Source organism: Pseudomonas sp. Tav-5-1A (assembly GCF_055755055.1).
In genome coordinates this window covers 195,414-221,070 of record NZ_CM146901.1, presented here as the reverse complement: position 1 = coordinate 221,070, position 25,657 = coordinate 195,414, and the positions used below count along the sequence as shown (strand labels likewise).

At 65.1% G+C, this 25,657-nt stretch carries 25 protein-coding genes; 20 read left to right on the top strand and 5 right to left on the bottom strand.

Translation table 11 applies throughout. The features are described 5' to 3' along the window. The first annotated feature begins 147 nt into the window (after positions 1-147). The 4 genes from AC0J42_RS01070 (at position 148) to AC0J42_RS01055 (ending at position 4,673) form a co-directional block, all read left to right on the top strand. Entirely contained in the window at positions 148-1,737 is a 1,590-nt protein-coding gene (locus tag AC0J42_RS01070; RefSeq protein ID WP_473005056.1) for an ABC transporter substrate-binding protein, read from the top strand. A 170-nt stretch (positions 1,738-1,907) separates the two neighbouring features. After that, entirely contained in the window at positions 1,908-4,055 is a 2,148-nt protein-coding gene (locus AC0J42_RS01065; RefSeq protein ID WP_473005055.1) for a methyl-accepting chemotaxis protein, read from the top strand. 101 nt (positions 4,056-4,156) lie between these two features. Beyond that, positions 4,157-4,420: a CopG family ribbon-helix-helix protein gene (locus AC0J42_RS01060; protein ID WP_416421829.1), complete on the top strand. Its 264-nt coding sequence runs from the start codon at positions 4,157-4,159 to the stop codon at positions 4,418-4,420. Further along, a complete protein-coding gene (locus AC0J42_RS01055; protein WP_473005054.1) occupies positions 4,398-4,673 on the top strand; it encodes a type II toxin-antitoxin system RelE/ParE family toxin in 276 nt (91 codons plus the stop codon). The genes AC0J42_RS01060 and AC0J42_RS01055 overlap by 23 nt, the downstream gene beginning before the upstream one ends. Before the next feature lie 66 nt (positions 4,674-4,739). On the opposite strand, the gene radC is transcribed toward AC0J42_RS01055, so the two are convergent. Further along, positions 4,740-5,414 carry a RadC family protein gene (gene radC / locus AC0J42_RS01050; protein WP_416421827.1) on the bottom strand — a complete coding sequence of 225 codons (675 nt, stop codon included), beginning with the start codon at positions 5,412-5,414 and terminating at the stop codon, positions 4,740-4,742. Between the two features lie 132 nt (positions 5,415-5,546). Between radC and coaBC the strand changes: the two genes are divergently transcribed. From coaBC to argB, 4 genes are all read left to right on the top strand, one after another. Next, a complete protein-coding gene (coaBC, locus tag AC0J42_RS01045) occupies positions 5,547-6,755 on the top strand; it encodes a bifunctional phosphopantothenoylcysteine decarboxylase/phosphopantothenate--cysteine ligase CoaBC (RefSeq protein ID WP_416421826.1) in 1,209 nt (402 codons plus the stop codon). A gap of 2 nt (positions 6,756-6,757) precedes the next feature. Further along, positions 6,758-7,213: a dUTP diphosphatase gene (dut, locus tag AC0J42_RS01040; RefSeq protein WP_416421825.1), complete on the top strand. Its 456-nt coding sequence runs from the start codon at positions 6,758-6,760 to the stop codon at positions 7,211-7,213. A gap of 1,173 nt (positions 7,214-8,386) precedes the next feature. Beyond that, entirely contained in the window at positions 8,387-9,784 is a 1,398-nt protein-coding gene (locus tag AC0J42_RS01035) for a phosphomannomutase/phosphoglucomutase (protein ID WP_473006796.1), read from the top strand. Between the two features lie 20 nt (positions 9,785-9,804). After that, complete coding sequence (gene argB / locus AC0J42_RS01030) at positions 9,805-10,710, top strand: acetylglutamate kinase (protein ID WP_008366823.1); 906 nt, start codon at positions 9,805-9,807, stop codon at positions 10,708-10,710. Positions 10,711-10,750: 40 nt separating this feature from the next. Here argB and AC0J42_RS01025 read toward each other — a convergent pair whose 3' ends face one another. After that, entirely contained in the window at positions 10,751-11,353 is a 603-nt protein-coding gene (locus AC0J42_RS01025) for a DUF4124 domain-containing protein (RefSeq protein ID WP_473005053.1), read from the bottom strand. Positions 11,354-11,357: 4 nt separating this feature from the next. Further along, complete coding sequence (gene pyrE / locus AC0J42_RS01020; protein WP_416421823.1) at positions 11,358-11,999, bottom strand: orotate phosphoribosyltransferase; 642 nt, start codon at positions 11,997-11,999, stop codon at positions 11,358-11,360. 80 nt (positions 12,000-12,079) lie between these two features. Between pyrE and AC0J42_RS01015 the strand changes: the two genes are divergently transcribed. Continuing rightward, on the top strand, positions 12,080-12,859 hold the full coding sequence (locus AC0J42_RS01015) for an exodeoxyribonuclease III (protein WP_008366828.1): 780 nt from the start codon (positions 12,080-12,082) through the stop codon (positions 12,857-12,859). A gap of 126 nt (positions 12,860-12,985) precedes the next feature. Here the strand turns inward: AC0J42_RS01015 and rph are convergent, their stop codons facing one another. Beyond that, positions 12,986-13,708, bottom strand: coding sequence for a ribonuclease PH (rph, locus tag AC0J42_RS01010; RefSeq protein WP_416421822.1), 723 nt, complete (start codon positions 13,706-13,708; stop codon positions 12,986-12,988). 230 nt (positions 13,709-13,938) lie between these two features. Between rph and AC0J42_RS01005 the strand changes: the two genes are divergently transcribed. From AC0J42_RS01005 to AC0J42_RS00980, 6 genes are all read left to right on the top strand, one after another. Then, entirely contained in the window at positions 13,939-14,802 is an 864-nt protein-coding gene (locus AC0J42_RS01005) for a YicC/YloC family endoribonuclease (protein ID WP_473005052.1), read from the top strand. A 12-nt stretch (positions 14,803-14,814) separates the two neighbouring features. Next, on the top strand, positions 14,815-15,435 hold the full coding sequence (gene gmk, locus AC0J42_RS01000; RefSeq protein ID WP_416421820.1) for a guanylate kinase: 621 nt from the start codon (positions 14,815-14,817) through the stop codon (positions 15,433-15,435). Positions 15,436-15,600: 165 nt separating this feature from the next. Next, positions 15,601-15,864, top strand: a complete 264-nt coding sequence (gene rpoZ / locus AC0J42_RS00995) for a DNA-directed RNA polymerase subunit omega (protein ID WP_003177259.1) — start codon at positions 15,601-15,603, stop codon at positions 15,862-15,864. Between the two features lie 57 nt (positions 15,865-15,921). After that, positions 15,922-18,030 carry a bifunctional GTP diphosphokinase/guanosine-3',5'-bis pyrophosphate 3'-pyrophosphohydrolase gene (gene spoT, locus AC0J42_RS00990; protein ID WP_416421819.1) on the top strand — a complete coding sequence of 703 codons (2,109 nt, stop codon included), beginning with the start codon at positions 15,922-15,924 and terminating at the stop codon, positions 18,028-18,030. A 30-nt stretch (positions 18,031-18,060) separates the two neighbouring features. After that, positions 18,061-18,441, top strand: coding sequence for a RidA family protein (locus tag AC0J42_RS00985; protein ID WP_008366837.1), 381 nt, complete (start codon positions 18,061-18,063; stop codon positions 18,439-18,441). 59 nt (positions 18,442-18,500) lie between these two features. Continuing rightward, positions 18,501-19,238, top strand: a complete 738-nt coding sequence (locus AC0J42_RS00980; protein ID WP_416421818.1) for a hypothetical protein — start codon at positions 18,501-18,503, stop codon at positions 19,236-19,238. Positions 19,239-19,325: 87 nt separating this feature from the next. Here AC0J42_RS00980 and AC0J42_RS00975 read toward each other — a convergent pair whose 3' ends face one another. Then, on the bottom strand, positions 19,326-20,183 hold the full coding sequence (locus AC0J42_RS00975) for an SDR family oxidoreductase (protein ID WP_473005051.1): 858 nt from the start codon (positions 20,181-20,183) through the stop codon (positions 19,326-19,328). A 190-nt stretch (positions 20,184-20,373) separates the two neighbouring features. Between AC0J42_RS00975 and exbB the strand changes: the two genes are divergently transcribed. The 5 genes from exbB to recG all read left to right on the top strand — a co-directional run bounded on the left by exbB (position 20,374) and on the right by recG (position 25,603). Then, positions 20,374-21,336: a tonB-system energizer ExbB gene (exbB, locus tag AC0J42_RS00970; RefSeq protein ID WP_473005050.1), complete on the top strand. Its 963-nt coding sequence runs from the start codon at positions 20,374-20,376 to the stop codon at positions 21,334-21,336. A gap of 3 nt (positions 21,337-21,339) precedes the next feature. Next, positions 21,340-21,765 carry a TonB system transport protein ExbD gene (exbD, locus tag AC0J42_RS00965; protein WP_416421815.1) on the top strand — a complete coding sequence of 142 codons (426 nt, stop codon included), beginning with the start codon at positions 21,340-21,342 and terminating at the stop codon, positions 21,763-21,765. Next, entirely contained in the window at positions 21,762-22,505 is a 744-nt protein-coding gene (locus AC0J42_RS00960; RefSeq protein WP_416421814.1) for an energy transducer TonB, read from the top strand. Before exbD ends, AC0J42_RS00960 begins: the two co-directional genes overlap by 4 nt. Before the next feature lie 93 nt (positions 22,506-22,598). Continuing rightward, complete coding sequence (locus tag AC0J42_RS00955) at positions 22,599-23,531, top strand: hydrogen peroxide-inducible genes activator (RefSeq protein ID WP_416421813.1); 933 nt, start codon at positions 22,599-22,601, stop codon at positions 23,529-23,531. Continuing rightward, on the top strand, positions 23,528-25,603 hold the full coding sequence (recG, locus tag AC0J42_RS00950) for an ATP-dependent DNA helicase RecG (RefSeq protein WP_473005049.1): 2,076 nt from the start codon (positions 23,528-23,530) through the stop codon (positions 25,601-25,603). Before AC0J42_RS00955 ends, recG begins: the two co-directional genes overlap by 4 nt. The last annotated feature ends 54 nt before the right edge of the window (positions 25,604-25,657 follow it).

The following is a 25,657-nucleotide window of genomic DNA, read 5'->3' as shown; positions in this document are numbered from 1 at the left end:
CCGCCGTTACAGGGCGCGCTGGCCCTGAACCGCTCGTCGCGCCGGCAACGAAAATTTGGATGGTCAACGGCGCCAGAGATCACTAGGGTAGGACCTTTCTCCAGACTGCACTGGCAGATGGGTCATCAATCAGCCAAGGATCCCACCATGCGCCTAGCGACTTTGCCGCTGCTGCTCGCTCCCCTTTTCAGCCCGCTGCTGGCCCATGCGGCCCCGCTGACCGTGTGCACCGAAGCCAGCCCCGAGGGCTTCGACGTGGTGCAATACAACTCCCTGACCACCACCAACGCCTCGGCCGACGTGCTGATGAACCGCCTGGTGGACTACGATACCGCCCAGGGCAAGGTTGTCCCAAGCCTGGCCGACAGCTGGACCCTGTCCACCGACGGCCTGACCTACGAGTTCAAGCTTCACCCCGGGGTGAAGTTCCACAAGACCGAGTACTTCAGCCCCACCCGTGACCTCAGCGCCGAAGACGTGGTGTTCAGCTTCCAGCGCATGCTCGACGCCGGCAACCCGTGGCACAAGGTGGCCCAGAGCGGCTTCCCCCACGCCCAGTCGATGCAGTTGCCTGACCTGATCAAGAAGGTCGACGCGGTGGACCCGCTGACCGTGCGCTTCACCCTCAACCACCCCGACTCGACGTTCCTGGCCACCCTGACCATGGGCTTCGCGTCCATCTACTCGTCGGAGTACGCTGACCAGCTGCTGCGCGCCAACGCCCAGGACAAGCTCAACAGCCAACCCATCGGCACCGGCCCCTTCGTCTTTGGCCGCTTCCAGAAGGACGCCGTGGTGCGCTACCGCGCCAACCCCAGCTACTTCCGTGGCAAGCCGGCGGTCGACCCGCTGATCTTCGCCATCACCGGCGACCCCACCGTGCGCCTGCAGAAACTCAAGCGCAACGAGTGCCAGATCGCCCTGTCGCCCAAGCCGCTGGACATCGCCGCGGCCGCCAGCGACAGCGCCCTGCAGGTGATCAAGACCCCGGCCTTCATGACCGCGTTCGTGGCCATCAACAGCCAGCACCCGCCGCTGGACAAGCCCCAGGTGCGCCAGGCCATCAACCTGGCTTTCGACAAGGCCAACTACCTGAAGGCAGTGTTCGAAGACACCGCCACCGCCGCCAACGGCCCCTACCCGCCCAACACCTGGAGCTACGCCAAGGACCTGCCCGGCTACAGCTATGACCCGGCCAAGGCCCGCGACCTGCTGGCCAAGGCTGGCCTTGCGGATGGCTTCAGCACCACCATCTGGACCCGCCCTTCCGGCAGCCTGCTCAACCCCAACCCCAGCCTGGGCGCACAGATGCTCCAGGCTGACCTGGGCAAGGTCGGCATCAAGGCCGACATCCGCGTGATCGAGTGGGGCGAGTTGATCCGCCGCGCCAAGGCCGGCGAGCACGACCTGCTGTTCATGGGCTGGGCGGGCGACAACGGCGACCCGGATAACTTCCTGACCCCGCAGTTTTCCTGCGCCGCCGTGCAGTCGGGCACCAACTTCGCCCGCTACTGCGAGCCGTCGCTGGACAAGCTGATCACCGCCGGCAAGACCACCGGCGACCAGGGCGTGCGCAGCCGCCTGTACCTGCAGGCGCAGCAGCAGATCCAGGAGCAGGCGCTGTGGGTGCCACTGGCCCACCCGACCGCCGCCGTGCTGGCGCGCAGCAGCGTGAAGGGCTACGAGGTCAGCCCGTTTGGCCGCCAGGACTTTGCCAAGGTCACGGTAAGCCCTTGATGCGCTTGGCGTAATTGCACCAAATCAGGGCCGCATCGCGGCCCTGCACGTTTCAGGGGCGAAACGAACCGCCAGGTTGTTCTGCAAACGCCGTCGATTGGCTGGGAAACGACGTGGCAGGCAATTTGCTATCACCAGGTCATCCTTTGTAGTCAATGTAAGGAATGGCCATGACCCTGCGTAGCGACTCCATGCAGCTTTCCCCCGCCGAGCGCCACTGGCTGCCCTGGTTCGGCAAGACCGGCAAGCTGGCCATGCGCTGGGCCTGCCACTGGAACAGCGGCGCTGGCCACACCCTGGAAAAAACCTTCGAAGCCATCGCCGACACCCGCGTGAAGCTGCTGCACAGCTGGGCACACGAGCAATGGCAGCACCTGGGCGAGCTTGCCGCGGTGCTGGCGCGCGAGCCCGGCGGGGTGGACGCCGGGTTGCTGGCCGACAAACTGCGCCAGGCGCCATCGTTCTCCGAGCTGTTCGTGATCGACGCCAGCGGCGCGCTGCTGGCCAGCACCTTCGCCGGCCCGGCAAACCGCCAGGTGAACCCGGCCGCCCTCAAGGCAGGCTTGAAAGCGCCGTTCCTGCATGGCCCCTATGTTGACCCGCTGACCCTGCAAGCTGGCCCCTCCACCTCGCGCTTCCACGACGAGGTGACGCTGATGTTCTACCAGCCGCTCAGCCAGCACGGCAACGTCGTCGGTTGCCTGTGCGGACGGGTACCCAACGACGTGCTGGGCGACCTGATCCAGCGCGAAGCCGGGCACATCTACCCCGAGTCCGGCGACAACTACCTGTTCATGGTGCGCCCGCAGTTCGACCCCGCCGTGGCGCCCGGCACCGCGCTGTCGCGGTCACGCTTCGAGGACGGCACCTTCACCGGTGGCGATAACCTCAAGGACGGCGTGCGCACCGCCTTCGGCACCGTGCGCGTGCAGCGCCACACCGAGCTGGAACTGCGCTTCACCGACCCCGCCACCGGCCAGCTGCACCCCGGCATCCGCGAAACCATGCGGGCCGGCAGCAACCTGTTCGTCAGCTACCCCGGCTATTCCGACTACCGCCACATCCCCGTGATCGGCAAGGGCGTGACCTTCCAGCTGCCCGGCTCGCCAGACCGCTGGGGCATGATGTGCGAGGCCGACCTGGAAGAGGTCTACCGCCGCCGCTCGCTGACCCATGGCCTGATGAAACCGTACCTGGCGACCATGGCCGCGCTGTTTGCCTGCAACTTCGCCGTGCAGCACTACAGCGGCCTGGCACAGACCTGCATCGACCTGATCCAGGCCGGCAGCATCCTGCTGGCCGCCTGGCTGTTCAGCGCCCTGGGGCCCAAGCGCCTGGCCGCGCGCCTGGAAGGCATGACCGACGTCATCCGCACCATTGCCGAAGGCGAGGGCAACCTGCGCCAGCGCCTGGACACCAGCACCCTGGCCAACGACGAGACCGGCGACATGGGCCGCTGGATCAACAGCTTCATCGACAACCTCGACGCCGTGGTGGGCCAGGTCATCGTCGCGTCCCATTCGGTGGGCCAGACCAACGAGATGATGCTGGGCAAGAGCCGCATGGCCGGGCAGACCTCCAACGACGTGGCCCAGGCCATCCACCGCATGATGATCATCGTCGAAGGCCAGCTGGGCGAGATTCAGCAGGCGTCGCTGACCGCCGAGCAGATGAAGCGCGCCATGGACGAGGTGGTGCTGCGCGCCCAGGCGCAGTTCGCCTCGGTGCAGGCCGGCACCCAGTCCATCCGCGACGTGGTACAGCGCTCCGCCGCCAGCGTGCAGGAGCTGGACAAGCGCATGAGCGAGATCGGCACCTTCACCGGGCTGATCACCGACATCACCAACCAGACCAACCTGCTGGCCCTGAACGCCGCCATCGAAGCCGCCCGCGCCGGTGAAAACGGCCGTGGCTTCGCCGTGGTCGCCGACGAAGTCCGCACCCTGGCCAGCCGCACCGCCCAGGCGGCCGGGCAGATCCGCAACATGGTCGAGGGCCTACAGAACGAAACCCGCAACGCCGTGGCGTTCATGGAAGGCGGCGTGCAGAACGTCGACGACAGCCTGCGCCTGGCCGAAAACGCCTCTTCGGAGAACGTGCACCTGCACGAGGCCGTGGACAACCTGTTCGGCATCATCCAGCAGCTCAACGAAAAGAGCCTGGACTGCGGCCAGACCATCAAGCAGGTGGACCAGGCCAGCGGCGACATGCGCCAGACCGTAGTGGTGCTGCAGCACAGCGCCGAGCGGGTGAAGCTCAATGCCAGCAAGCTTCAGCAGCTGGTGGGGCAGTTCGAGGTGACGGCGGGGGCGGCGTGACGTTTGGTTGAAATATTCGGCAAAACGTTGACATTGGTGACAGCCGGCCCTAACGTCGACAACTGTAGACAACGTATACGCGCTATTTCTGGAGTGCTACCATGGCCTCACCTGTGCTGTCCTTCCGCGTGGAACCCGACCTGATCGACCAACTCGACCAGTTGGCCGCGGCAACCGACCGTGACCGCCAGTACCATCTGAAACGCGCCCTGGCTCGCTATGTAGAAGCCGAATCCTGGCATTTTCGCGCCGTAGCCGAAGGGATCGCGGACGCGGAAGCAGGCAACCTGACCGAATTGGATGCCGTGAAGGCTAAGTGGGAAGCGCGTGCCAAGAATCGCATTGACCAGCAAGGCGGAAAGTGACCTCGAGGGCGTTTTCGAGCATTACGCTCGCTTGATTGGCAACGAAAGAGCCGAAGCCGTCGTTTTCAGCGTGCTCGAGGCGCTTGCCGCGCTTGAAGCCTTCCCCCAGCTCGGCCGGGCTTCCGACATTCCCGATTGCAGGGAACTGATCTTCTCGAAATACCCTTACCGCGCGGTGTACAGCGTCAAGGGCAATGCCCTGCTGGTCTATCGGATCCTGCACCAGCACGCCGAACGCCCGGAAGACTGGTAAGCGTAGGCGAACCCCCGTAGCAGCGGCCACAGGCCGCGTCCCCGGGCGCCGCGATAAGCCACCGGCTCAAAGCCAACCATACTCCACCATCGACAGCGGCTCCCCCTCGCCAATGATGATGTGGTCCAGCACCCGCACCTCCACCAGGCCCAGGGCTTCCTTGAGGCGCTGGGTCAGCACGCGGTCGGCCTGGCTGGGGGCCGGGTTACCCGAAGGATGGTTGTGGCACAGGATCAGCGCCGCGGCGTTATAGGCCAACGCACGCTTGACCACCTGCCGGGGGTACACCGTGGCGCCGTCGATGGAACCGCGAAACAGCACCTCGAAAGCCAGCACCCGGTGCTTGGTGTCCAGGAACAGGCAGCCAAACACCTCGTGGGGTTCATGCCGCAGCATGGCCTTGAGGTAGTCGCGCACGGCACGCGGGCTTTCCAGGGCCGAATCACGGGTCAGGCGCTCGGCCAGGTGGCGGCGGGCCATTTCCAGCACCGCCTGCAACTGGGCGAACTTGGCCGGCCCCAACCCCAAATGGCTGCTGAAGGTCTTCTGCTCGGCCTCCAGCAGCGCGCGCAGGCTGCCAAAACCCTCCAGCAGCGTACGCGCAAGGTCCACCGCGCTTTTGCCGGCCACCCCCGTGCGCAGGAATATCGCCAGCAACTCGGCGTCCGAAAGGGCCGCTGCCCCGTGCTTCAACAGCTTTTCCCGGGGCCGTTCCGCCGCCGGCCAATCACGAATACTCATGGCATCTCCTTGCCTGTGTGTGCGCTGCTCCCTGCTTGGCGCTGTGCTATCTTAGCCCATCTTTTTTGCACGGTGAGCCGGCCCGGGGAGGTGCCATCACCGAGCGTAATCACTGGATCTGAAGGCAGGCCTATGCAGCGGCTGTATCGAAAACGCATCGTTCTGGGCGTCGGCGGCGGCATCGCCGCCTACAAGAGCGCCGAGCTGGTTCGCAGGCTTCTGGACCAGGGCGCCGAAGTGCGCGTGGTCATGACCCGCGGTGGCGCCGAATTCATTACCCCGCTGACCATGCAGGCCCTGTCGGGCCACCCCGTGCACCTGGACCTGCTGGACCCGGCGGCCGAAGCCGCCATGGGCCACATCGAACTGGCCAAGTGGGCCGACCTGGTGCTGATCGCACCCGCTACCGCCGACCTGATCGCGCGCCTGGCCCAGGGCCTGGCCAACGACCTGCTGACCACCCTGGTGCTGGCCACCGACGCCACCGTGGCGCTGGCCCCGGCCATGAACCAGGCCATGTGGCGCGACCCGGCCACCCAGGCCAACCTGCAACTGCTGCAAAGCCGCGACATGAAAGTGTTCGGCCCTGCGGCCGGCAGCCAGGCCTGCGGCGACATCGGCCTGGGCCGCATGCTGGAGGCCACCGAGCTGGCCCAGTGCGCCGCCGACTGCTTCCAGCGCCAGGTGCTGACCGGCAAGCATGTGGTGATCACTGCCGGCCCCACCCAGGAAAACATCGACCCGGTGCGCTACATCACCAACCACAGCTCCGGCAAGATGGGCTTCGCCCTGGCCGAGGCCGCGGTGGAAGCCGGCGCCCGGGTGACGCTGATCAGCGGCCCGGTGCACCTGCCCACGCCGGACCGGGTCAACCGCATCGACGTGGTCAGCGCCCGCGACATGCTGGCCGCCTGCGAGGCCGCGATCCCCTGCGACGTATTCATTGCCTCGGCGGCGGTGGCTGACTATCGCCCCGAGGTGGTTGCCGCACAGAAATTGAAGAAAGACCCTACAAACGGCGACGGCCTTCTCCTGCAAATGGTGCGCAACCCGGACATCCTGGCCACTATCGCCACGCGCCCGGATCGCCCCTTTAGCGTCGGCTTTGCCGCCGAGACCGAGCACCTGCTCGACTACGCTGCACGCAAGCTCAAAGACAAGAACCTCGACCTGATTGTCGCCAATGACGTGGCCAACCCCAGCATCGGCTTCAACAGCGAGGAAAACGCGGTCAGCCTGATTGACCGCGGGCTCAACACCACGGTGTTCAGCCAGACCAGCAAGGGCAAGATTGCCCGCCAGATCGTTTCCTTCATCGCCCAACGGCTCGACCAGGTTTAACCATGCACGCTTTGCAAGCCAAGATTCTCGACCCACGCATCGGCAGCGAATTCCCCCTGCCGCAGTACGCCACCCCCGGCTCCGCCGGCCTGGACCTGCGCGCCATGCTCAAGGAAGACACTGTCCTTGAGCCGGGCCAGACCCTGCTGATTCCTACCGGCCTGTCCATCTACATCGGCGACCCGGGCCTTGCGGCCATGATCCTGCCGCGCTCGGGCCTGGGCCACAAGCACGGTATCGTGCTGGGCAACCTGGTGGGCCTGATCGACTCCGACTACCAGGGCGAGCTGATGGTGTCGTGCTGGAACCGTGGCCAGACCGCCTTCAACATCGCCATCGGCGAGCGCATCGCCCAGCTGGTGCTGGTGCCGGTGGTTCAAGCTCACTTCGAACTGGTCGATACATTCGACGAAACCCAGCGCGGTGCTGGGGGGTTCGGCCACTCCGGCAGCCATTGACTACGCTGGAGTAACAGCGAAATCGCGGCCGGCTAGCCGAGCGTCAAAGGGAGATGCGCAGTGAACGATTTCACAGCTGGCGGCCAGGTCCGCGCCACTGACACCAGTGCGCCCCAGATCCGCAGCGCCCTGTGGGTGGCGGTGATGGGGCTGGCCGTGGCGACCGTGCTGGTAGGTCTTGGCCTGCCCAGCCCGTCGCCAGCCGCGCTGTACCGCTCGATGGCGCAGGTCGCCGCCAGGAACCAGGGCCTGGAACTGCAGAAGCAGGCGGCCATCCTGGTGGCGCAGACCGACAGTGCCACCCACCAGCAGGAAGTGCTGCACGCCACCCAGGCCACCGCGCAGCCCGGCGCCCTATTGGCCGCGCTGGACTACCTGCCCGGCCTGGTGGACGCCTACGCCGTCGCCCGCGGCCAGGCAGCGCTGGACAACAACCGCCCCTCGCCAGTCAATTTCGTCAGCCTGGACCTGATTCGCCAGGTCGAGGCCGGCGCGCGGCCGCTGCTGCAGGCGCAGAAAGTCGGCGAGCGCTGGCTGGTATACAGCCTGGCGCCCATCCATGACGCCAGCGGCACCACCGTGCTGGGCACCCTGCTGCTGAGTTTCGACCTCGGTGCCCTGACCACGGCATTCGCGGCCCTGCCCGCCGATTTCGGCGAAGTGGAGCTGCAGCAACGCTTTGACCAGGGCGCGGCGCAGAGCCTGTTCAAGACCGGCACCGCGGTGCTGGACGACCATTACCCAGTCACCGCCGGCAACTGGACCCTGGTCTTCACCCCCGGCACTCTGTTCAAGCCGGCGCTGCAGTGGCGCAGCCTGGTGTTCTGGCCCCTGGCCCTGCTGCTCGCCATCGGCGGCGCGTGGCTGGCCCTGGGCATGCTGGCCCGGCGCCTGCGCGAGCAACTGGCGGGCGATGCCCGGCAATTGACCCAGCTGATCCAAGAACTCTCGGGCGGAAAAGCCGTCAAAGCCTTCAGCCTGAGCCTGCCAGAGCTCAACGTGGTGGCGGCAAGCCTCGCCCGGCTGTCGCTGCAGGGTAATCGCCACGCCTCGCCAGCTGCGGCCGCGATGCCGCTGATGCCGCTGATGCCGCTGCCCACGGAAACCGGCCTGCTCGAACCAGCGCTTCCCACGCACGACCAGGCCCCCAAGAACATGGAGCCCCGCAACCCAATGAATGGCCAAGCGCACGTCGCCCCCCGGCTTCCCGAGAGCATTTTCCGCGCCTACGACATCCGCGGTGTGTTCGGCGACACCCTGACCGCCGAGGCCGCCTACTGGATCGGCCGCGCCATCGGCTCGCAGAGCCTGGCCCAGGGCGAGCCCAACGTGGCCGTGGGCCGCGATGGCCGGCTGTCTGGCCCGGTGCTGGTGCAACAGCTGATCCAGGGCATCGCCGACTGCGGCTGCCACGTCACCGACGTCGGCCTGGTGCCGACCCCGGCGCTGTACTTCGCCGCCAACGTGCTGGCCGGCAAGTCCGGCGTGATGCTGACCGGCAGCCACAACCCGCGCGACTACAACGGCTTCAAGATCGTCATCGCCGGCGACACCCTCGCCAACGAGCAAATCCTGGCCCTGCACCAGCGCCTGAAGGACAACGACCTGGCCAGTGGCCAGGGCACGGTCGAGCAGGTCGAGATTCTCGACCGCTATGTACAGCGCATTCGCGACGACATCGTCCTGGCACGTCGGCTGAAGGTGGTGGTGGACTGCGGCAACGGCGCCGCCGGCGTCATCGCCCCGCAGCTGATCGAAGCGCTGGGCTGCGAGGTCATCCCACTGTTCTGCGAAGTGGACGGCAACTTCCCCAACCATCACCCCGACCCGGGCAAGCTCGAGAACCTCGAGGACCTGATTGCCAAGGTGCGCGAGACCGGCGCCGACCTGGGCCTGGCCTTCGACGGCGACGGCGACCGCGTGGGCGTGGTGACCAATGCCGGCACCGTGGTGTACCCCGACCGCCTGCTGATGCTGTTTGCAAGGGACGTGGTGGCCCGCAACCCGGGCGCCGACGTGATCTTCGACGTCAAGTGCAGCCGCCGCCTCAGCCCGCTGATCAGCAGCTACGGCGGCCGCCCCGTCATGTGGAAGACCGGCCACTCGCTGATCAAGAAGCACATGAAGCTCACCGGCGCGCTGCTGGCGGGCGAGATGAGTGGGCACATCTTCTTCAAGGAGCGCTGGTACGGCTTCGACGACGGCATCTACAGCGCCGCGCGGCTGCTGGAGATACTCAGCCAGGGCAAAGACAGCGCCGAAGCGCTGTTCGCGGCCTTCCCGAACGATATTTCTACCCCCGAACTCAATATACATGTGACCGACGAGGGTAAATTCAGCATCATTGATGCTCTGCAACGCGACGCACACTGGGGCGACGCCAACCTGACCACCATCGACGGTGTGCGGGTGGACTATCCCAAGGGCTGGGGGCTGGTACGCGCCTCCAACACCACACCTGTGCTGGTGCTGCGTTTCGAGGCCGACGACCAGGCGGAACTCGAGCGCATCCAGGACGTTTTCCGCGCAGAGCTGCAAAAAATCGCCCCTGATCTCCAATTACCGTTCTGATTGTTTCACTGGAGCCCTGCATGACCCTCGAACGTGATGCCGCCACCAACGTCGCCAAGGTACTGTCCGAAGCGCTGCCCTACATCCGCCGCTTCGTCGGCAAGACGCTGGTGATCAAGTACGGCGGCAACGCCATGGAGAGCGAAGAGCTCAAGACCGGCTTTGCCCGCGACATCGTGCTGATGAAGGCCGTGGGCATCAACCCGGTGGTCGTCCACGGTGGTGGCCCGCAGATCGGTGACCTGCTCAACCGCCTGTCGATCAAGAGCGAGTTCATCGACGGCATGCGCGTCACCGACGCCCAGACCATGGACGTGGTGGAAATGGTCCTCGGCGGCCAGGTGAACAAGGACATCGTCAACCTGATCAACCGCCACGGCGGCAGCGCCATCGGCCTGACCGGCAAGGACGCGGAGCTGATCCGCGCGAAAAAACTGCAGGTCACCCGCCAGACCCCGGAAATGACCAAGCCGGAAATCATCGACATCGGCCACGTGGGCGAAGTGGTCGGCGTGAACACCGACCTGCTGAACATGCTGGTGAAGGGCGACTTCATTCCGGTGATCGCGCCGATCGGCGTGGGCCCGGACGGCGAGTCCTACAACATCAACGCTGACCTGGTGGCCGGCAAGGTCGCCGAGGCGCTGAAGGCCGAGAAGCTGATGCTGCTGACCAACATCGCCGGCCTGATGGACAAGCAGGGCAACGTGCTGACCGGCCTGAACACCGAACAGGTGAACGCGCTGATCGCCGACGGCACCATCTACGGCGGCATGCTGCCCAAGATCCGTTGCGCGCTGGAAGCGGTGCAGGGCGGCGTGACCAGCTCGCACATCATCGATGGCCGCGTGCCCAACGCCACCCTGCTGGAAATCTTCACCGATATCGGCATGGGCACCATGATCAGCAACCGCAAGCGTCATTGATTGCCACCTGACGCGGCCGCCAGGCCGCGTCAGGCTCCGCTCAATTCCCCAACAGCTTCGCCAACCGCGCCCGGTCCCGGGCAAACTGCTGGTCGATCTGCTGCCGCGTGGCCTGGTAGTTGACGATCCGCGCGCGGGCATCCGCACGCTGGCCCTCGATGGCCTTCATCTGCTCCAACAGCTCCTGCGGCACCGGCTGGCCGTTGCGCTCCAGCTCCGCCGCCTGCGCCTGCAAACTGTTGCGCTGCCCCTGCATGGTCACCAGGTTGCCGTTGGCGATCGCCACCATGCCATCGACCTCGGCAAGGCGCTGCGCCCTGGCACGGTCGAGTTCACTGAGGCTGGGGTAGAGATGCAGCAGTTGGTTGTCCGCCGCCGCCTGGGCGCTGGCCGCCTGTTGCTGGCGCAATTCGTCGGCGCTGGGGGCGGGCGGCACGGTCTGCACCACGCGGCCCTGGGCGTTGAGCACTTCATAGCCCTTGCCGACGTATTCGGGCGGCACGCCCTGGCGGTCCAGTACGGTTACCCCGTGGCTGTCCACGTAGCGGTAGAACACCAGCGGCGGGCCGTCGGCAGACCACGCGGGCGAGGCCGCCAGCGCCGCCAGCAGGCAGCACGTGGCGAAACCTCGCACGGCAGTCACCCAGTCAGATACCGAACTGGGCGCGGTAGGCCTGCACGGCCGGCAGGTGTTGCTTGAGCTCGGCGTCGTCGGCCAGGAACTCCAGCACCTGGTCCAGGGACACGATGCTGACCACTGGAATGCCGAAGTCACGTTCCACTTCCTGGATCGCCGACAGCTCGCCATTGCCCCGCTCCTGGCGGTTCAAGGCGATCAGCACGCCGGCAGCCTTGGCATTCTGGGCAGTGATGATCTGCATCACTTCGCGAATGGCGGTGCCTGCAGTGATCACGTCGTCGATGATCAGGATGTCGCCTTCCAGCGGCGAGCCCACCAGGCTGCCACCTTCGCCGTGATCCTTGGCTTCCTTGCGGTTGAAGCACCACGGAATATCGATGCCATGGTGCTCGGCCAGTTGCACTGCAGTGGCCGCTGCCAGGGGAATACCCTTGTAGGCTGGGCCAAACAGCACGTCGAAGGCGATGCCGCTTTCAACCACGGCGGCCGCGTAGTATTTACCCAGCTGGGCCAGGGCAGTACCGCTGTTGAACAGGCCGGCATTGAAGAAATAAGGACTGGTGCGCCCGGATTTCAGGGTGAACTCACCGAAACGCAGTACCCCGCGATCGATGGCAAAACGAATGAAGTCGCGTTGATAGGCGTGCATAAAAAGTCCCGAATACCACGGCTTTAGCTAATTGAGTTGAGCTCGGGTATCATACACGCACGAGATTTTTGGGGCCATTTATGCGGATCATCAGTGTGAACGTTAATGGTATTCATGCCGCAGTCGAGCGTGGTTTGCTCAGTTGGCTGCAGGCACAGAATGCCGACGTCATCTGCCTGCAGGATACTCGTGCCTCCGCCTTTGAACTGGACGATCCAGCCTTCCAACTGGATGGCTACTTCCTTTATGCCTGCGATGCCGAAGTGCCCACCCAAGGTGGCGTGGCACTTTACTCGCGGTTGCAACCCAAGGCGGTAATCAGCGGCCTCGGCTTCGAGACAGCCGACCGCTACGGGCGCTACCTGCAAGCAGACTTCGACAAATTGAGCATCGCCACCCTGCTGTTGCCTTCGGGCCAGAATGGCGATGAAGACTTGAACCAGAAGTTCAAGTTGATGGACGACTTCGGCAAGTACCTGGACAAGCAGCGCCGCAAGCGCCGCGAGTACATCTACTGCGGCTCGCTGTATGTGGCGCAGCAGAAGCTGGACATCAAGAACTGGCGCGACAGCCAGCAGTCGCCCGGCTTCCTGGCGCCGGAACGTGCCTGGATGGACGAGATCGTTGGCAACATGGGCTACGTGGATGCCCTGCGCGAAGTCAGCCGCGAAGGCGACCAGTACAGTTGGTGGCCCGATAACGAACAGGCCGAGATGCTCAACCTGGGCTGGCGCTTCGACTACCAGCTGCTGACCCCAGGCCTGCGGCGCTTCGTGCGCAGCGCTCGCCTGCCACGCCAGCCGCGCTTCTCCCAGCATGCCCCGTTCATCGTGGACTATGACTGGACCTTGACCATCTGAATGGTCGAGGCGCAAAAAAGCCGACCCTTGGGTCGGCTTTTTTGTGTGCGGCTTTTGTGGGAGCTGGCTTGCCAGCGAGCTTTTGACCTCGAAAAGCTCGCTGGCAAGCCAGCTCCCACAGGCTATTTAATCAGCCAACGCGGCTTGCTGCAGCTCGAACAGCTCGACCATGCCTTTCTGCGCCAACGCCAGCATGGCGTTCAGCTCGGCAGGCTGGAACGGCGCGCCTTCGGCGGTGCCCTGCACTTCGATGAAGCCGCCTGCGCTAGTCATCACCACGTTCAGGTCGGTCTCGGCAGCCGAGTCTTCCAGATAGTCCAGGTCCAGCACCGGCTCGCCCTGGTACATGCCCACCGACACGGCGGAGATCATGTGCTTGAGTGGGTCGCCGCCTTTCAGGCCGCCACGTTTCTTGATCACTTTCAGCGCGTCGACCAGGGCCACCATGGCACCGGTGATGGACGCGGTGCGGGTGCCGCCGTCGGCCTGGATCACGTCGCAGTCGACGTACAGGGTGACGTCGCCCAGCTTGGACATGTCCAGGGCTGCGCGCAGCGAACGGCCGATCAGGCGCTGGATTTCCAGGGTGCGGCCGCCTTGCTTGCCCTTGCTCGCTTCGCGCTGGTTACGCTCGCCGGTGGCACGCGGCAGCATGCCGTACTCGGCGGTCAACCAACCCTGGCCCTGACCCTTCAGGAAGCGCGGCACGCCATTCTCGACGCTGACCGTGCAGATAACCTTGGTGTCACCGAACTCGACCAGTACAGACCCTTCGGCGTGCTTGGTGTAGTTGCGGGTGATGCGGATCGAGCGGAGCTGATCGGCAGCGCGACCACTTGGACGTTTCATCTGGGATACCTGTACTGAGGAACGAAAACTGCCGAGCATTATAAGACCTGTGGTCATTTAATGCCCGACTTGAGTTGCAACACCATGGCGCGCAGGTGTGGGGAAACATTTTTCGGCCAGACGGTCGACATGCTGTAACAGCAATGGTTTGGGCGCCGACGCACCGGTGCGCTACAATCCTGCGCCTTTGCAGCCGTACGGCTTTCATTCCCTTTCTGCGAGGTACTCCCATGGTGCACAGCATGACCGCCTTCGCCCGCGTCGAACGGGCGGGCACCCAGGGGACCCTCAGCTGGGAATTGCGCTCGGTCAACCACCGCTACCTGGAACCGCACCTGCGCCTGCCCGAAGCCTTCCGCGACCTGGAAATCGCCGTGCGCGAAGCACTGCGCCAGGGCATTTCGCGGGGCAAGGTGGAATGCACCCTGCGTTTTTGCGAGGTGAACAGCGGCAAGCCGCTGCAGGTCGACCGTGAGCGCGCCGCGCAACTGGTGGCCGCCGCCGAGACCGTCGCCAGCCTGATCAAGCAGCCCGCCGCGCTCAACCCGCTGGAAGTGCTGGGCTGGCCCGGCGTGCTGGTGGCCGACGCCGCCGACCCGCAGGCGTTGAACCAGGAAGCCATCGAGCTGTTCAACGAAGCGCTCAAGGAACTCAAGGCCGGCCGCGACCGCGAAGGGGCCGAGCTGGCCCGGCTGATCAACGACCGCCTCGACGCCATGGCCACCGAGGTCAAGACCCTGCGCAGCCAGGTGCCACACATGCTGGCCGTGCAGCGCCAGAAGATCCTCGACCGCTTCGCCGACATGCAGGCCGAGCTCGACCCCCAGCGCCTGGAGCAGGAAATGGTGCTGCTGGCGCAGAAGAGCGATGTCGCCGAGGAGCTGGACCGCCTCAGCACCCACGTCACCGAGGTGCGGCGCGTGCTCAAGGCTGGCGGCGCGGCAGGCCGGCGCCTGGACTTCCTGATGCAGGAACTCAACCGCGAAGCAAACACACTGGGCTCCAAGGCCTTCGACCCGCGCAGCACCCAGGCTGCGGTCAACCTCAAGGTGTTGATCGAGCAGATGCGTGAACAAGTGCAGAATATTGAGTAAGGCAACCGCAGAATGAACCACAGCACCGGCACCCTGTACATCGTTTCCGCCCCTTCGGGCGCGGGCAAGACCAGCCTGGTCAATGCGCTGATCAACGCGCAGCCGAACATTCGTGTCTCGGTCTCGCACACCACCCGCGCCATGCGCCCGGGCGAGGTGAACGGCGTGAACTACCACTTCGTCGATCGTGCCGAGTTCGTGCGCATGATCGAGCACGGCGACTTCCTGGAGCAGGCCGAAGTGTTCGGCAACCTCTACGGCACCTCGCAGAGCACCCTGCAGCAGACCCTGGACGAAGGCCACGACCTGATCCTGGAAATCGACTGGCAGGGCGCCCAGCAGGTGCGCAAGCTGATGCCGGCGGCGCGCTCCATCTTCATCCTGCCGCCAACCCAGCAGGCCCTGCGCCAGCGCCTGACCAATCGTGGCCAGGACAGTGACGAGATCATCGACGGGCGCATGCGCGAAGCCGTCAGCGAGATGAGCCACTACGTCGAATACGACTACCTGGTGATCAACGACGATTTCGCCACCGCGCTGGACGACCTGAAGGCGATTTTCCGCGCCAATACCCTGGAGCAAGCCCAGCAACAGGGTCGTTTTACCGATCTATTGAGCCAATTACTGGCTTGAATGAAGCTTTCCGCGCTGCGATAGGTTACCGTTGAGGTGTCTACGCAGCGCCCTGGCGAGCTGTTTGAAAATCAGCGCTTCCCTAAACGCTGGTGATTTTTTAAACTATCGAGTCCGCTCGCCCATCCGGGCTGCGCGCATACTGCATTTGCTACGAGGAAGACCATGGCCCGCGTAACCGTTGAAGACTGTCTAGAACACGTGGAAAACCGCTTTGAGCTGGTCATGCTCTCTACCAAGCGTGCCCGTCAACTGGCCACCGGCGGCAAAGAGCCCCTGGTCCAGTGGGAAAACGACAAGCCTACCGTTGTGGCCCTGCGCGAAATCGCCGAAGGCCTGATGAGCTACGAGTTCATCGCCAACGCCGAAATCGTCGAGGACGAACCGCTGTTCGCAGCGTTCGAGGACGAGTCCAACGAGGCCGTCTAAGCCTATGCCTGGTCGACGTAGCACGGCGCGGGAACACAGCCTACGGCAGGAGTCATCATGCCGAGCATAGACGCCCTCGCCGATCGCTTATCGACCTACCTCGGTGCCGACCAGGTCAACCTGGTCCGCCGGGCGTACTTCTACGCCGAACAAGCCCACGACGGCCAACGCCGCCGCAGCGGCGAGCCTTACGTCACGCATCCGCTGGCGGTGGCAAACATTCTTGCCGACATGCACATGGACCATCAGAGCCTGATGGCGGCCATGCTGCATGACGTGATCGAAGACACAGGCATCGCCAAGGAAGCCCTCAGCTCGCAGTTTGGCGAGACCGTGGCGGAACTGGTGGATGGGGTCAGCAAGCTGACCCAGATGAACTTCGAGACCAAGGCCGAGGCCCAGGCCGAGAACTTCCAGAAGATGGCCATGGCCATGGCACGCGACATTCGCGTGATCCTGGTCAAGCTGGCCGACCGTCTGCACAACATGCGTACCCTGGAAGTGCTGTCCGGCGAAAAACGCCGGCGCATCGCCAAGGAAACCCTGGAAATCTACGCCCCCATCGCCAACCGGCTAGGCATGCACAACGTGCGCGTGGAATTCGAGGACCTGGGCTTCAAGGCCATGTACCCCATGCGCTCCGCGCGCATTTACCAGGCGGTGAAGCGCGCCCGCGGCAACCGCAAGGAAATCGTCCAGAAGATCGAGCAGTCCCTGAGCCATTGCCTGGCCGTGGACGGTATCGAGGGCGACGTCAGCGGCCGCCAGAAGCACATCTATGGCATCTACAAGAAGATGCGCGGCAAGCGCCGCGCCTTCAACGAGATCATGGACGTGTACGCCTTCCGCATCGTGGTGGACAAGGTCGACACCTGCTACCGCGTGCTCGGCGCCGTGCATAATTTGTACAAACCGCTGCCTGGACGCTTCAAGGATTACATCGCGATCCCCAAGGCCAACGGCTACCAGTCGCTGCACACCACGCTGTTCGGCATGCACGGCGTACCGATCGAGATCCAGATCCGTACCCGTGAAATGGAAGAGATGGCCAACAACGGCATTGCCGCCCATTGGCTGTACAAGTCCAGCGACGACGAACAGCCCAAGGGCACCCATGCCCGTGCCCGCCAGTGGGTCAAGGGCGTGCTGGAAATGCAGCAACGTGCCGGCAACTCCCTGGAATTCATCGAAAGCGTGAAGATCGACCTGTTCCCGGACGAGGTCTACGTGTTCACGCCCAAGGGTCGCATCATGGAGCTGCCCAAAGGCTCCACGGCCGTCGACTTCGCCTACGCGGTGCACACCGACGTGGGCAACAGCTGCATCGCCTGCCGCATCAACCGCCGCCTGGCGCCGCTGTCCGAACCGCTGCAAAGCGGCTCCACGGTGGAAATCGTCAGCGCGCCGGGCGCACGGCCGAACCCGGCCTGGCTCAATTTCGTGGTTACCGGCAAGGCGCGCACGCACATTCGCCACGCGCTGAAGCTGCAGCGCCGCTCCGAGTCCATCAGCCTGGGCGAGCGCCTGCTGAACAAGGTGCTCAACGGCTTCGACAGCGCCCTGGAAAACATTCCCGCTGAACGCGTACACGCCATGCTGGCCGAATACCGCCTGGAGCAGATCGAAGACCTGCTCGAGGACATCGGTTTGGGCAACCGCATGGCCTACGTGGTGGCGCGCCGCCTGCTGGCCAGCGAAGGCGAGCAATTGCCCAGCCCGGAAGGCCCGCTGGCCATCCGCGGCACCGAAGGCCTGGTGCTCAGCTACGCCAAGTGCTGCACGCCGATCCCGGGCGACCCTATCGTCGGCCACCTGTCGGCGGGCAAGGGCATGGTCGTGCACCTGGAAAACTGCCGCAACATCAGTGAAATCCGCCACAACCCGGAAAAGTGCATCCAGCTTTCCTGGGCCAAGGACGTCACGGGCGAATTCAATGTCGAGCTGCGCGTGGAGCTCGAGCACCAGCGCGGCCTGATTGCCCTGCTGGCCAGCAGCGTCAACGCCGCCGATGGCAATATCGAGAAGATCAGCATGGACGAGCGCGATGGTCGCATCAGCGTGGTCCAGTTGGTCGTCAGCGTGCACGACCGCGTGCACCTGGCTCGCGTGATCAAGAAACTGCGGGCGCTGACCGGCGTCATCCGTATCACGCGGATGCGTGCGTAACGCGGCCTTCCCCCTGCCAAGGAGTCATCAATGACCAAGACCGTTATCACCAGCGACAAGGCCCCGGCCGCCATCGGCACCTACTCCCAGGCCATCAAGGCGGGCAACACCGTCTACATGTCCGGGCAGATCCCGCTGGACCCGAAAACCATGGAACTGGTGGAAGGTTTCGAAGCCCAGACCGTACAGGTCTTCGAAAACCTGAAGGCCGTGGCCGAAGCAGCCGGCGGTTCGTTCAAGGACATCGTCAAGCTGAACATCTTCCTGACCGACCTGAGCCACTTCGCCAAGGTCAACGAGGTAATGGGCCGCTACTTCGAGCAGCCATATCCAGCCCGCGCCGCCATCGGCGTGGCCGCACTGCCACGCGGTGCGCAGGTTGAAATGGACGCCATCCTGGTCGTCGAGTAAACCGAGTACGGCGAAGCGCCAGGCGCTTCGCCTTTCCCCTCCCCGGAAGGATTCCCTACATGCGCCACGCGCTTGTCCTGCCGTTGCTGGCCGCGCTACTGAGCGGCTGCGCCAGTCACAGCAATGTCGACCCCAGCGGGGTCTGGATCAACCAGAAAGCCATCGATACCGCCGCCAAGGGCCAAGGCCTGCGCGACGCCCTGGGCGCCAACGGCCCGGTGCTGGAATGGCAGCTCAACAGCAAGGCTGGCCAGGTCAGCTTCAGCAACGGCTTCGAACGCGCCCAGGGCAACCTGCAGCCGTTGGGCAAAGGCAAATGGGCGGCCGATTTCCAGGGCCACCAGCAGCTGCAACTGACTACCGATGACGACGAGCTGATCCTGGCGGCCAGCCAGTCGGGCCCCAAGCAGGTGTTCGTCAAGCCCAAGACCAGCGTCGACCCTGGCGCCCCACTGGGCAGCAGCTTCGAGCAGGCGCTGTATGCCGCCTACCTGGGTGGCGAATGGAAGATCGTCGAAGGCGCCGGCGAAGGCGGCGTGGTGCATTTCATGGCCAACGGCCAACTGGCCGGCTTCCCCAACGCCGACCGCTATGCCCTGTGCCTGGCGGGCGACTGCGCGACCATGACCGGCGATGCCGACAGCATGTGGATCGAGCTGAACAAGCAAGGCGCGCCGTACATCTTCAAGCGTGACGGCAAGCAGCTGGAAATCTTCGAGGTGGTCAACCAGGCCCAGGCCGACGAGATGCCCAGCTTCAAGGCCGGCGCCCGCCGCTGGCTGCTAAAGAAGCAATAACCCCCTTCCCGTAGCAGCTGCCGCAGGCGGCGTCCCGCGGTGAGCCTGCCTAACCGCGGTGCCCATGACGCGGCCTAAGGGCCGCTGCTACAGGGGAGTGGAGAGGATGGCTTCGTACCCCTCGCGGTAGCTGGGGTACTGCGGCACCCACCCCAACGCCCGGGCCCGGGCATTGCTGCAGCGCTTGTTGCCGTTGCGGCGCACGCTGGCCTCCTCCGCCCACCCCTGCACGCCCAGGCGCGCCCGCAACCACTCCACCACCTCGGCCAACGGCGCCGGCTTGTCGTCCACGCCCAGGTAGCAACTGGCTACCGGTTCGCCCTGCACATCCTGCTGCAACAGAAACGCCAACAGCCCGGCGGCATCGTCGCTGTGGATGCGGTTGCCGAACAGCGCAGGCTCGTGGGCTACCCGATAGCCTTGGCGTACCTGCTCCAGCAGCCGCTCGCGGCCGGGGCCGTAAATGCCGGTCAGGCGCACGATAGTGGCCGGCCAGCCGCTGACCCGGGCCACCTGCTCGGCTTGCAGCATCAAGCGACCGGAATACCCTGTGGGCTCGGTGGGTGAATATTCGTCGATCCACTCTCCACCCGATTGCGCATACACGCTGCTGCTGGACACGAACACCAGCCGCTGGGGCGCCTGGCGGTTGTCCTTGAGCCAAGCCACCACCCGGGTCAGCCCGTCGACGTAAGCCGCCTGATACCCGGCCTCGTCATGCTGGCTGGCCGCCACGCAGTACACCACGTAGTCGATGGGCCCCTGGGGCCAGCCCGCGGGGCATTGCTCCACAGCCAGGTCGCCGGCCACCGGCAGCACGCCCTGGGGCAGCCTGGCCACGTGCCGGCGCATCCCGTGGACCTGCCAATTGAGCGCGAGCAACTGCCTGGCCAGGCGGCCGCCGACATCGCCACATCCAATGATCAAAACGCTTGGCACGGGCATTTCCTTACTCCTGAATCAACGCTGCACACTGCTCTGGATACCACAATAGCGACAAATTGCAGGAAAAAAATCCAGCGTATCGCTTTTGTTAACAAGAATTACTTGCAATAATAACGGCCCATTTTGTTCTCGGCCCGCTCTCGAGGCCTGGAAGGACATCCACTCCTTACTCCTCTAAGGTCCGGCCAGCATGACTCCTAATCGCCCTAGCGTTTCGCCCTCTCGTACACGCCCTTGGCGCGGTATTGCCGCCCTGATGATCGGCCTGGCCCTGACCCCGGCGGCCTTCGCCGACGAACCGGCTGCCCAGGCCCACCAGGCTCCGCCGGCCGCCGCTATTGCCGCGCCAGCGCCTGCCGCTGCGGACACCACTGCCCTGCCACCCGCCACTGACGCACAGCCTGCCGACGACGCCGCAGCCGAGCCTGTCGTTGAAACCGGCTTCGGCCTGGGCCACGACCTGTCGCCGTGGGGCATGTTCCAGAACGCTGACATCATCGTGAAGATCGTGATGATCGGCCTGGCCATCGCCTCCATCATCACCTGGACCATCTGGATCGCCAAAGGCTTCGAGCTGCTGGGCGCCAAGCGCCGCCTGCGTGGCGAGATCGCCCAGCTGAAGAAGGCCACTACCCTGGCCGCCGCCAGCGAAACCGCCAGCAAGTCCGGCACCCTGGCCCACCTGCTGGTGCACGACGCCCTGGAAGAGATGCACCTGTCGGCCAACGCCCGCGAGAAGGAAGGCATCAAGGAGCGCGTGAGCTTCCGCCTGGAGCGCCTGGTTGCCGCCTGCGGCCGCAACATGAGCAACGGCACCGGCGTGCTGGCCACCATCGGTTCCACCGCGCCGTTCGTCGGCCTGTTCGGCACTGTGTGGGGCATCATGAACAGCTTCATCGGCATCGCCAAGACCCAGACCACCAACCTGGCCGTGGTTGCCCCCGGCATCGCCGAAGCCCTGCTGGCCACCGCCCTGGGCCTGGTTGCCGCTATTCCAGCGGTAGTGATCTACAACGTCTTCGCCCGCTCCATCGCCGGCTACAAGGCCCAGGTTTCCGACGCATCCGCCCAGGTACTGCTGCTGGTCAGCCGTGACCTGGACCACCAGCCAGGCGAGCGCAGCGCTTCGCCACACATGGTGAAGGTGGGTTAATCCATGGGTCTGCACCTGAACGAAGGTGGCGACGACCTCGCCGAGAACCACGAAATCAACGTCACGCCCTTCATTGACGTGATGCTGGTGCTGCTGATCATCTTCATGGTCGCAGCGCCCCTGGCCACCGTTGACATCAAGGTAGACCTGCCCGCCTCCACGGCGAAGCCGGCGCCGCGACCGGAAAAGCCATTGTTCCTCAGCGTCAAGGCCGACCAGAGCCTGTACCTGGGCGACGACAAGATCGACCGGGCCCAGCTGGGCCCGGTGCTCGACGCCAAGACCAAGGGCAAGAAGGACACCACGATCTTCTTCCAGGCTGACAAGAGCGTCGACTACGGCGACCTGATGGACGTGATGAACGCCCTGCGCGGCGCCGGCTACCTGAAGGTTGGCCTGGTAGGCCTTGAGACGGTAGGGAAGAAATGATCACGACGCGCCATAAGCTGACGCGTTACGGCGGTAGCCTGGCGGTGGTGCTGGGGGTGCATGCCCTGGCCATCGCCCTGGCGCTGAACTGGCACGCCGCGCCACCACCGGAGTTGCCGCCCATGGCAATGATGGTGGAAATGGCGCCAGTGCCGGAAGTGGCGCCGCCACCACCGCCCAAGGTGATCACGCCGCCCACGCCGCCAACCCCGGTAGAGGAACTGCCACTGCCCAAGCTGGCCGAGGCGCCCAAGCCGACGATCGCGATTCCCAAGCAGGAAAAGCCAAAACCCAAGCCCAAGCCACAGCCGCCCAAGCCTGAGAAGAAGCCGGAACCGCCGCAGGAAACGCCACCTTCGGAGAAGGTCGTCGACACCGCCCCGGCGAAGGACTCTGCGCCCAAGGCCCCCGTGGCCCAGCCGCAGATGCCGTCCAACAGCAACGCGCTGCCCAACTGGCAGGGTGACCTGTTGCGCCACCTGGCCAAGTACAAGAAGTACCCCGAGGACGCTCGCCGCCGTGGCATGCAGGGCGTGAACCGCCTGCGCTTCGTGGTGGACGCCGAGGGCAAGGTGCTGTCGTACGAGCTGGCCGGTGGTTCGGGCAGCGCAGCGCTGGACCGCGCGACCCTGGACATGATCCGTCGGGCACAGCCGTTGCCGCCGCCGCCCAAGGAGCTGCTGAACAACGGCAGCCTGGAAGTGGTTGCGCCGTTCGTCTACTCGCTGGACAAAAGATGAATATCTGTTTCTGACATACAGATGCAACCTTGATAACGTGCGTCTATCGATTGCAGCCGCTATGCTGGGCCCGCAACTTCATGGACGCACGTTATGACTCTCACAGAATTGCGCTACATCGTCACCCTCGCCCAGGAGCAGCACTTTGGCCACGCCGCCGAGCGTTGCCACGTCAGCCAGCCGACCTTGTCGGTGGGGGTCAAGAAACTCGAAGATGAACTGGGTGTGCTTATTTTCGAGCGCAGCAAGAGCGCCGTGCGCCTGACCCCGGTTGGCGAGGGCATCGTCGCCCAGGCCCAGAAGGTCCTTGAACAGGCCCAGGGCATCCGCGAGCTGGCCCAGGCCGGCAAGAACCAGCTGACCGCGCCCCTGAAGGTCGGTGCCATCTACACCGTCGGCCCGTACCTGTTCCCGCACCTCATCCCGCAACTGCACCGGGTCGCCCCGCAGATGCCGTTGTACATCGAGGAAAACTTCACCCACATCCTGCGCGACAAGCTGCGCAATGGCGAACTGGACGCAGTGATCATCGCCCTGCCGTTCAACGAGGCCGATGTGCTGACGCTGCCGCTGTACGACGAGCCGTTCTACGTGCTGATGCCCGCTGGCCACCCGTGGACCCAGAAAGAGACCATCGACTCGTCGCTGCTCAACGACAAGAGCCTGCTGTTGCTGGGCGAAGGCCACTGCTTCCGCGACCAGGTGCTCGAAGCCTGCCCGACCCTGGTGAAGGGCACCGAAGGCGCCAAGCACACCACGGTGGAATCCAGCTCGCTGGAAACCATCCGCCACATGGTCGCGTCCGGCCTGGGCGTGTCGATCCTGCCGTTGTCGGCGGTGCACAGCCACCACTACGCCCCCGGCGTGATCGACGTGCGCCCGCTCACCCCGCCGTCGCCGTTCCGCACCGTGGCCATCGCCTGGCGCGCCAGCTTCCCGCGGCCCAAGGCCATCGAGATCCTCGCTGACTCCATCCGCCTGTGCTCCGTGGCCAAGCCGACGCCGTTGAGCAAAGTCGCCACATGACCGAGCTGTCCAAGGTAGCGGTCACCGCCCTCAAGGGCATTGGCGAGGCCATGGCCGAAAAGCTCACCAAGGTGGGCCTGGAAAATCTTCAGGACGTGCTGTTCCACCTGCCCCTGCGCTACCAGGACCGTACCCGCGTAGTCCCCATCGGGGCCCTGCGCCCGGGCCAGGACGCAGTGATCGAAGGCGTGGTCAGCGGCGCCGACGTGGCCATGGGCAAGCGCCGCAGCCTGCTGGTGCGCCTGGGTGACGGCACCGGTTCGCTGAGCCTGCGCTTCTACCATTTCAGCAACGCGCAGAAAGAAGCCCTGAAGCGCGGCACCCACCTGCGCTGCTACGGCGAAGCCAGGCCTGGTGCCTCGGGGCTGGAGATCTACCACCCCGAATACCGCGCCCTTACCGGCGACGAGCCGGCGCCGGTGGAACAGACGCTGACGCCCATCTACCCCACCACCGAAGGCCTGACCCAGGCCCGGCTGCGGCAGCTGTCGCAACAGGCCCTGGCCATGCTCGGCCCGCGCAGCCTGCCCGACTGGCTGCCCGCCGAGCTTGCCCGCGAGCACCAACTGGCGCCGCTGGACGAGGCCATCCGCTACCTGCACCACCCGCCACCCGACGCCGACCTGGAAGAGCTGGCCGTGGGGCACCATTGGGCCCAGCACCGCCTGGCCTTCGAGGAACTGCTGACCCACCAACTGTCCCAGGCACGCCTGCGCGACAGCCTGCGGGCCCTGCGCGCGCCCGCGCTGCCCGTAGCCAAGCGGCTACCCAAGCAGTACCTGGCCAACCTGGGCTTCGCCCCTACCGGCGCGCAGCAACGGGTGGGCAAGGAAATCGCCTACGACCTCAGCCAGCGCGAGCCCATGCTGCGCCTGGTGCAGGGTGACGTGGGCGCGGGCAAGACCGTGGTCGCGGCGCTGGCCGCCTTGCAGGCGCTGGAAGCCGGTTACCAGGTGGCGCTGATGGCGCCCACGGAAATCCTTGCCGAACAGCATTTCATCACCTTCAAGCGCTGGCTCGAACCGCTGGGCATCGAAGTGGCCTGGCTAGCCGGCAAGCTCAAGGGCAAGGCGCGGGTCGCCGCCCTGGAACAGATCGCGGCCGGTGCGCCCATGGTGGTCGGCACCCACGCGCTGTTCCAGGACGAAGTGAAGTTTGCCAACCTGGCGCTGGTGATCATCGACGAACAGCACCGCTTCGGCGTGCAGCAGCGCCTGGCCCTGCGCCAGAAGGGCGTGGGCGGGCGCATGTGCCCGCACCAGCTGATCATGACCGCTACGCCCATCCCGCGCACCCTGGCCATGAGCGCCTATGCCGACCTCGACACCTCGGTGCTCGACGAACTGCCACCCGGCCGTACCCCGGTAAATACCGTGCTGGTGGCCGACAGCCGGCGCCTGGAGGTGGTCGAGCGGGTGCGCGCTGCCTGCGCCGAAGGCCGCCAGGCCTATTGGGTGTGCACCCTGATCGAAGAGTCCGAGGAGCTGACCTGCCAGGCGGCCGAAACCACTTTCGAAGAACTGACCAGCGCCCTGGGCGAATTGCGCGTGGGGCTGATCCACGGGCGCATGAAACCGGCGGAAAAAGCCGAGATCATGGCGCAGTTCAAGGCCGGCGAGCTGCAATTGCTGGTGGCTACCACGGTGATCGAGGTCGGCGTGGACGTGCCTAACTCCAGCCTGATGATCATCGAGAACCCCGAGCGCCTGGGCCTGGCGCAATTGCACCAGCTGCGCGGCCGGGTAGGCCGTGGCAGCGCAGTCAGTCACTGCGTGCTGCTGTATCACCCGCCCCTGTCGCAGATCGGCCGCGAGCGCCTGGGTATCATGCGCGAAACAAACGACGGCTTCGTCATCGCCGAGAAAGACCTGCAACTGCGCGGGCCCGGCGAGATGCTCGGTACCCGCCAGACCGGTTTGCTACAGTTCAAGGTGGCGGACCTGATGCGTGATGCCGACCTGCTGCCAGCCGTACGGGACGCGGCCCAGACCTTGCTTGCGCAATGGCCTGCGCACGTCGACCCGCTACTGGAGCGTTGGCTGAGGCACGGCCAGCAATACGGACAGGTTTAGGAACGCGTCCACCGCGGCTATTTCGCCGCGGTTGCGACGTAACGCTCAAAAAAG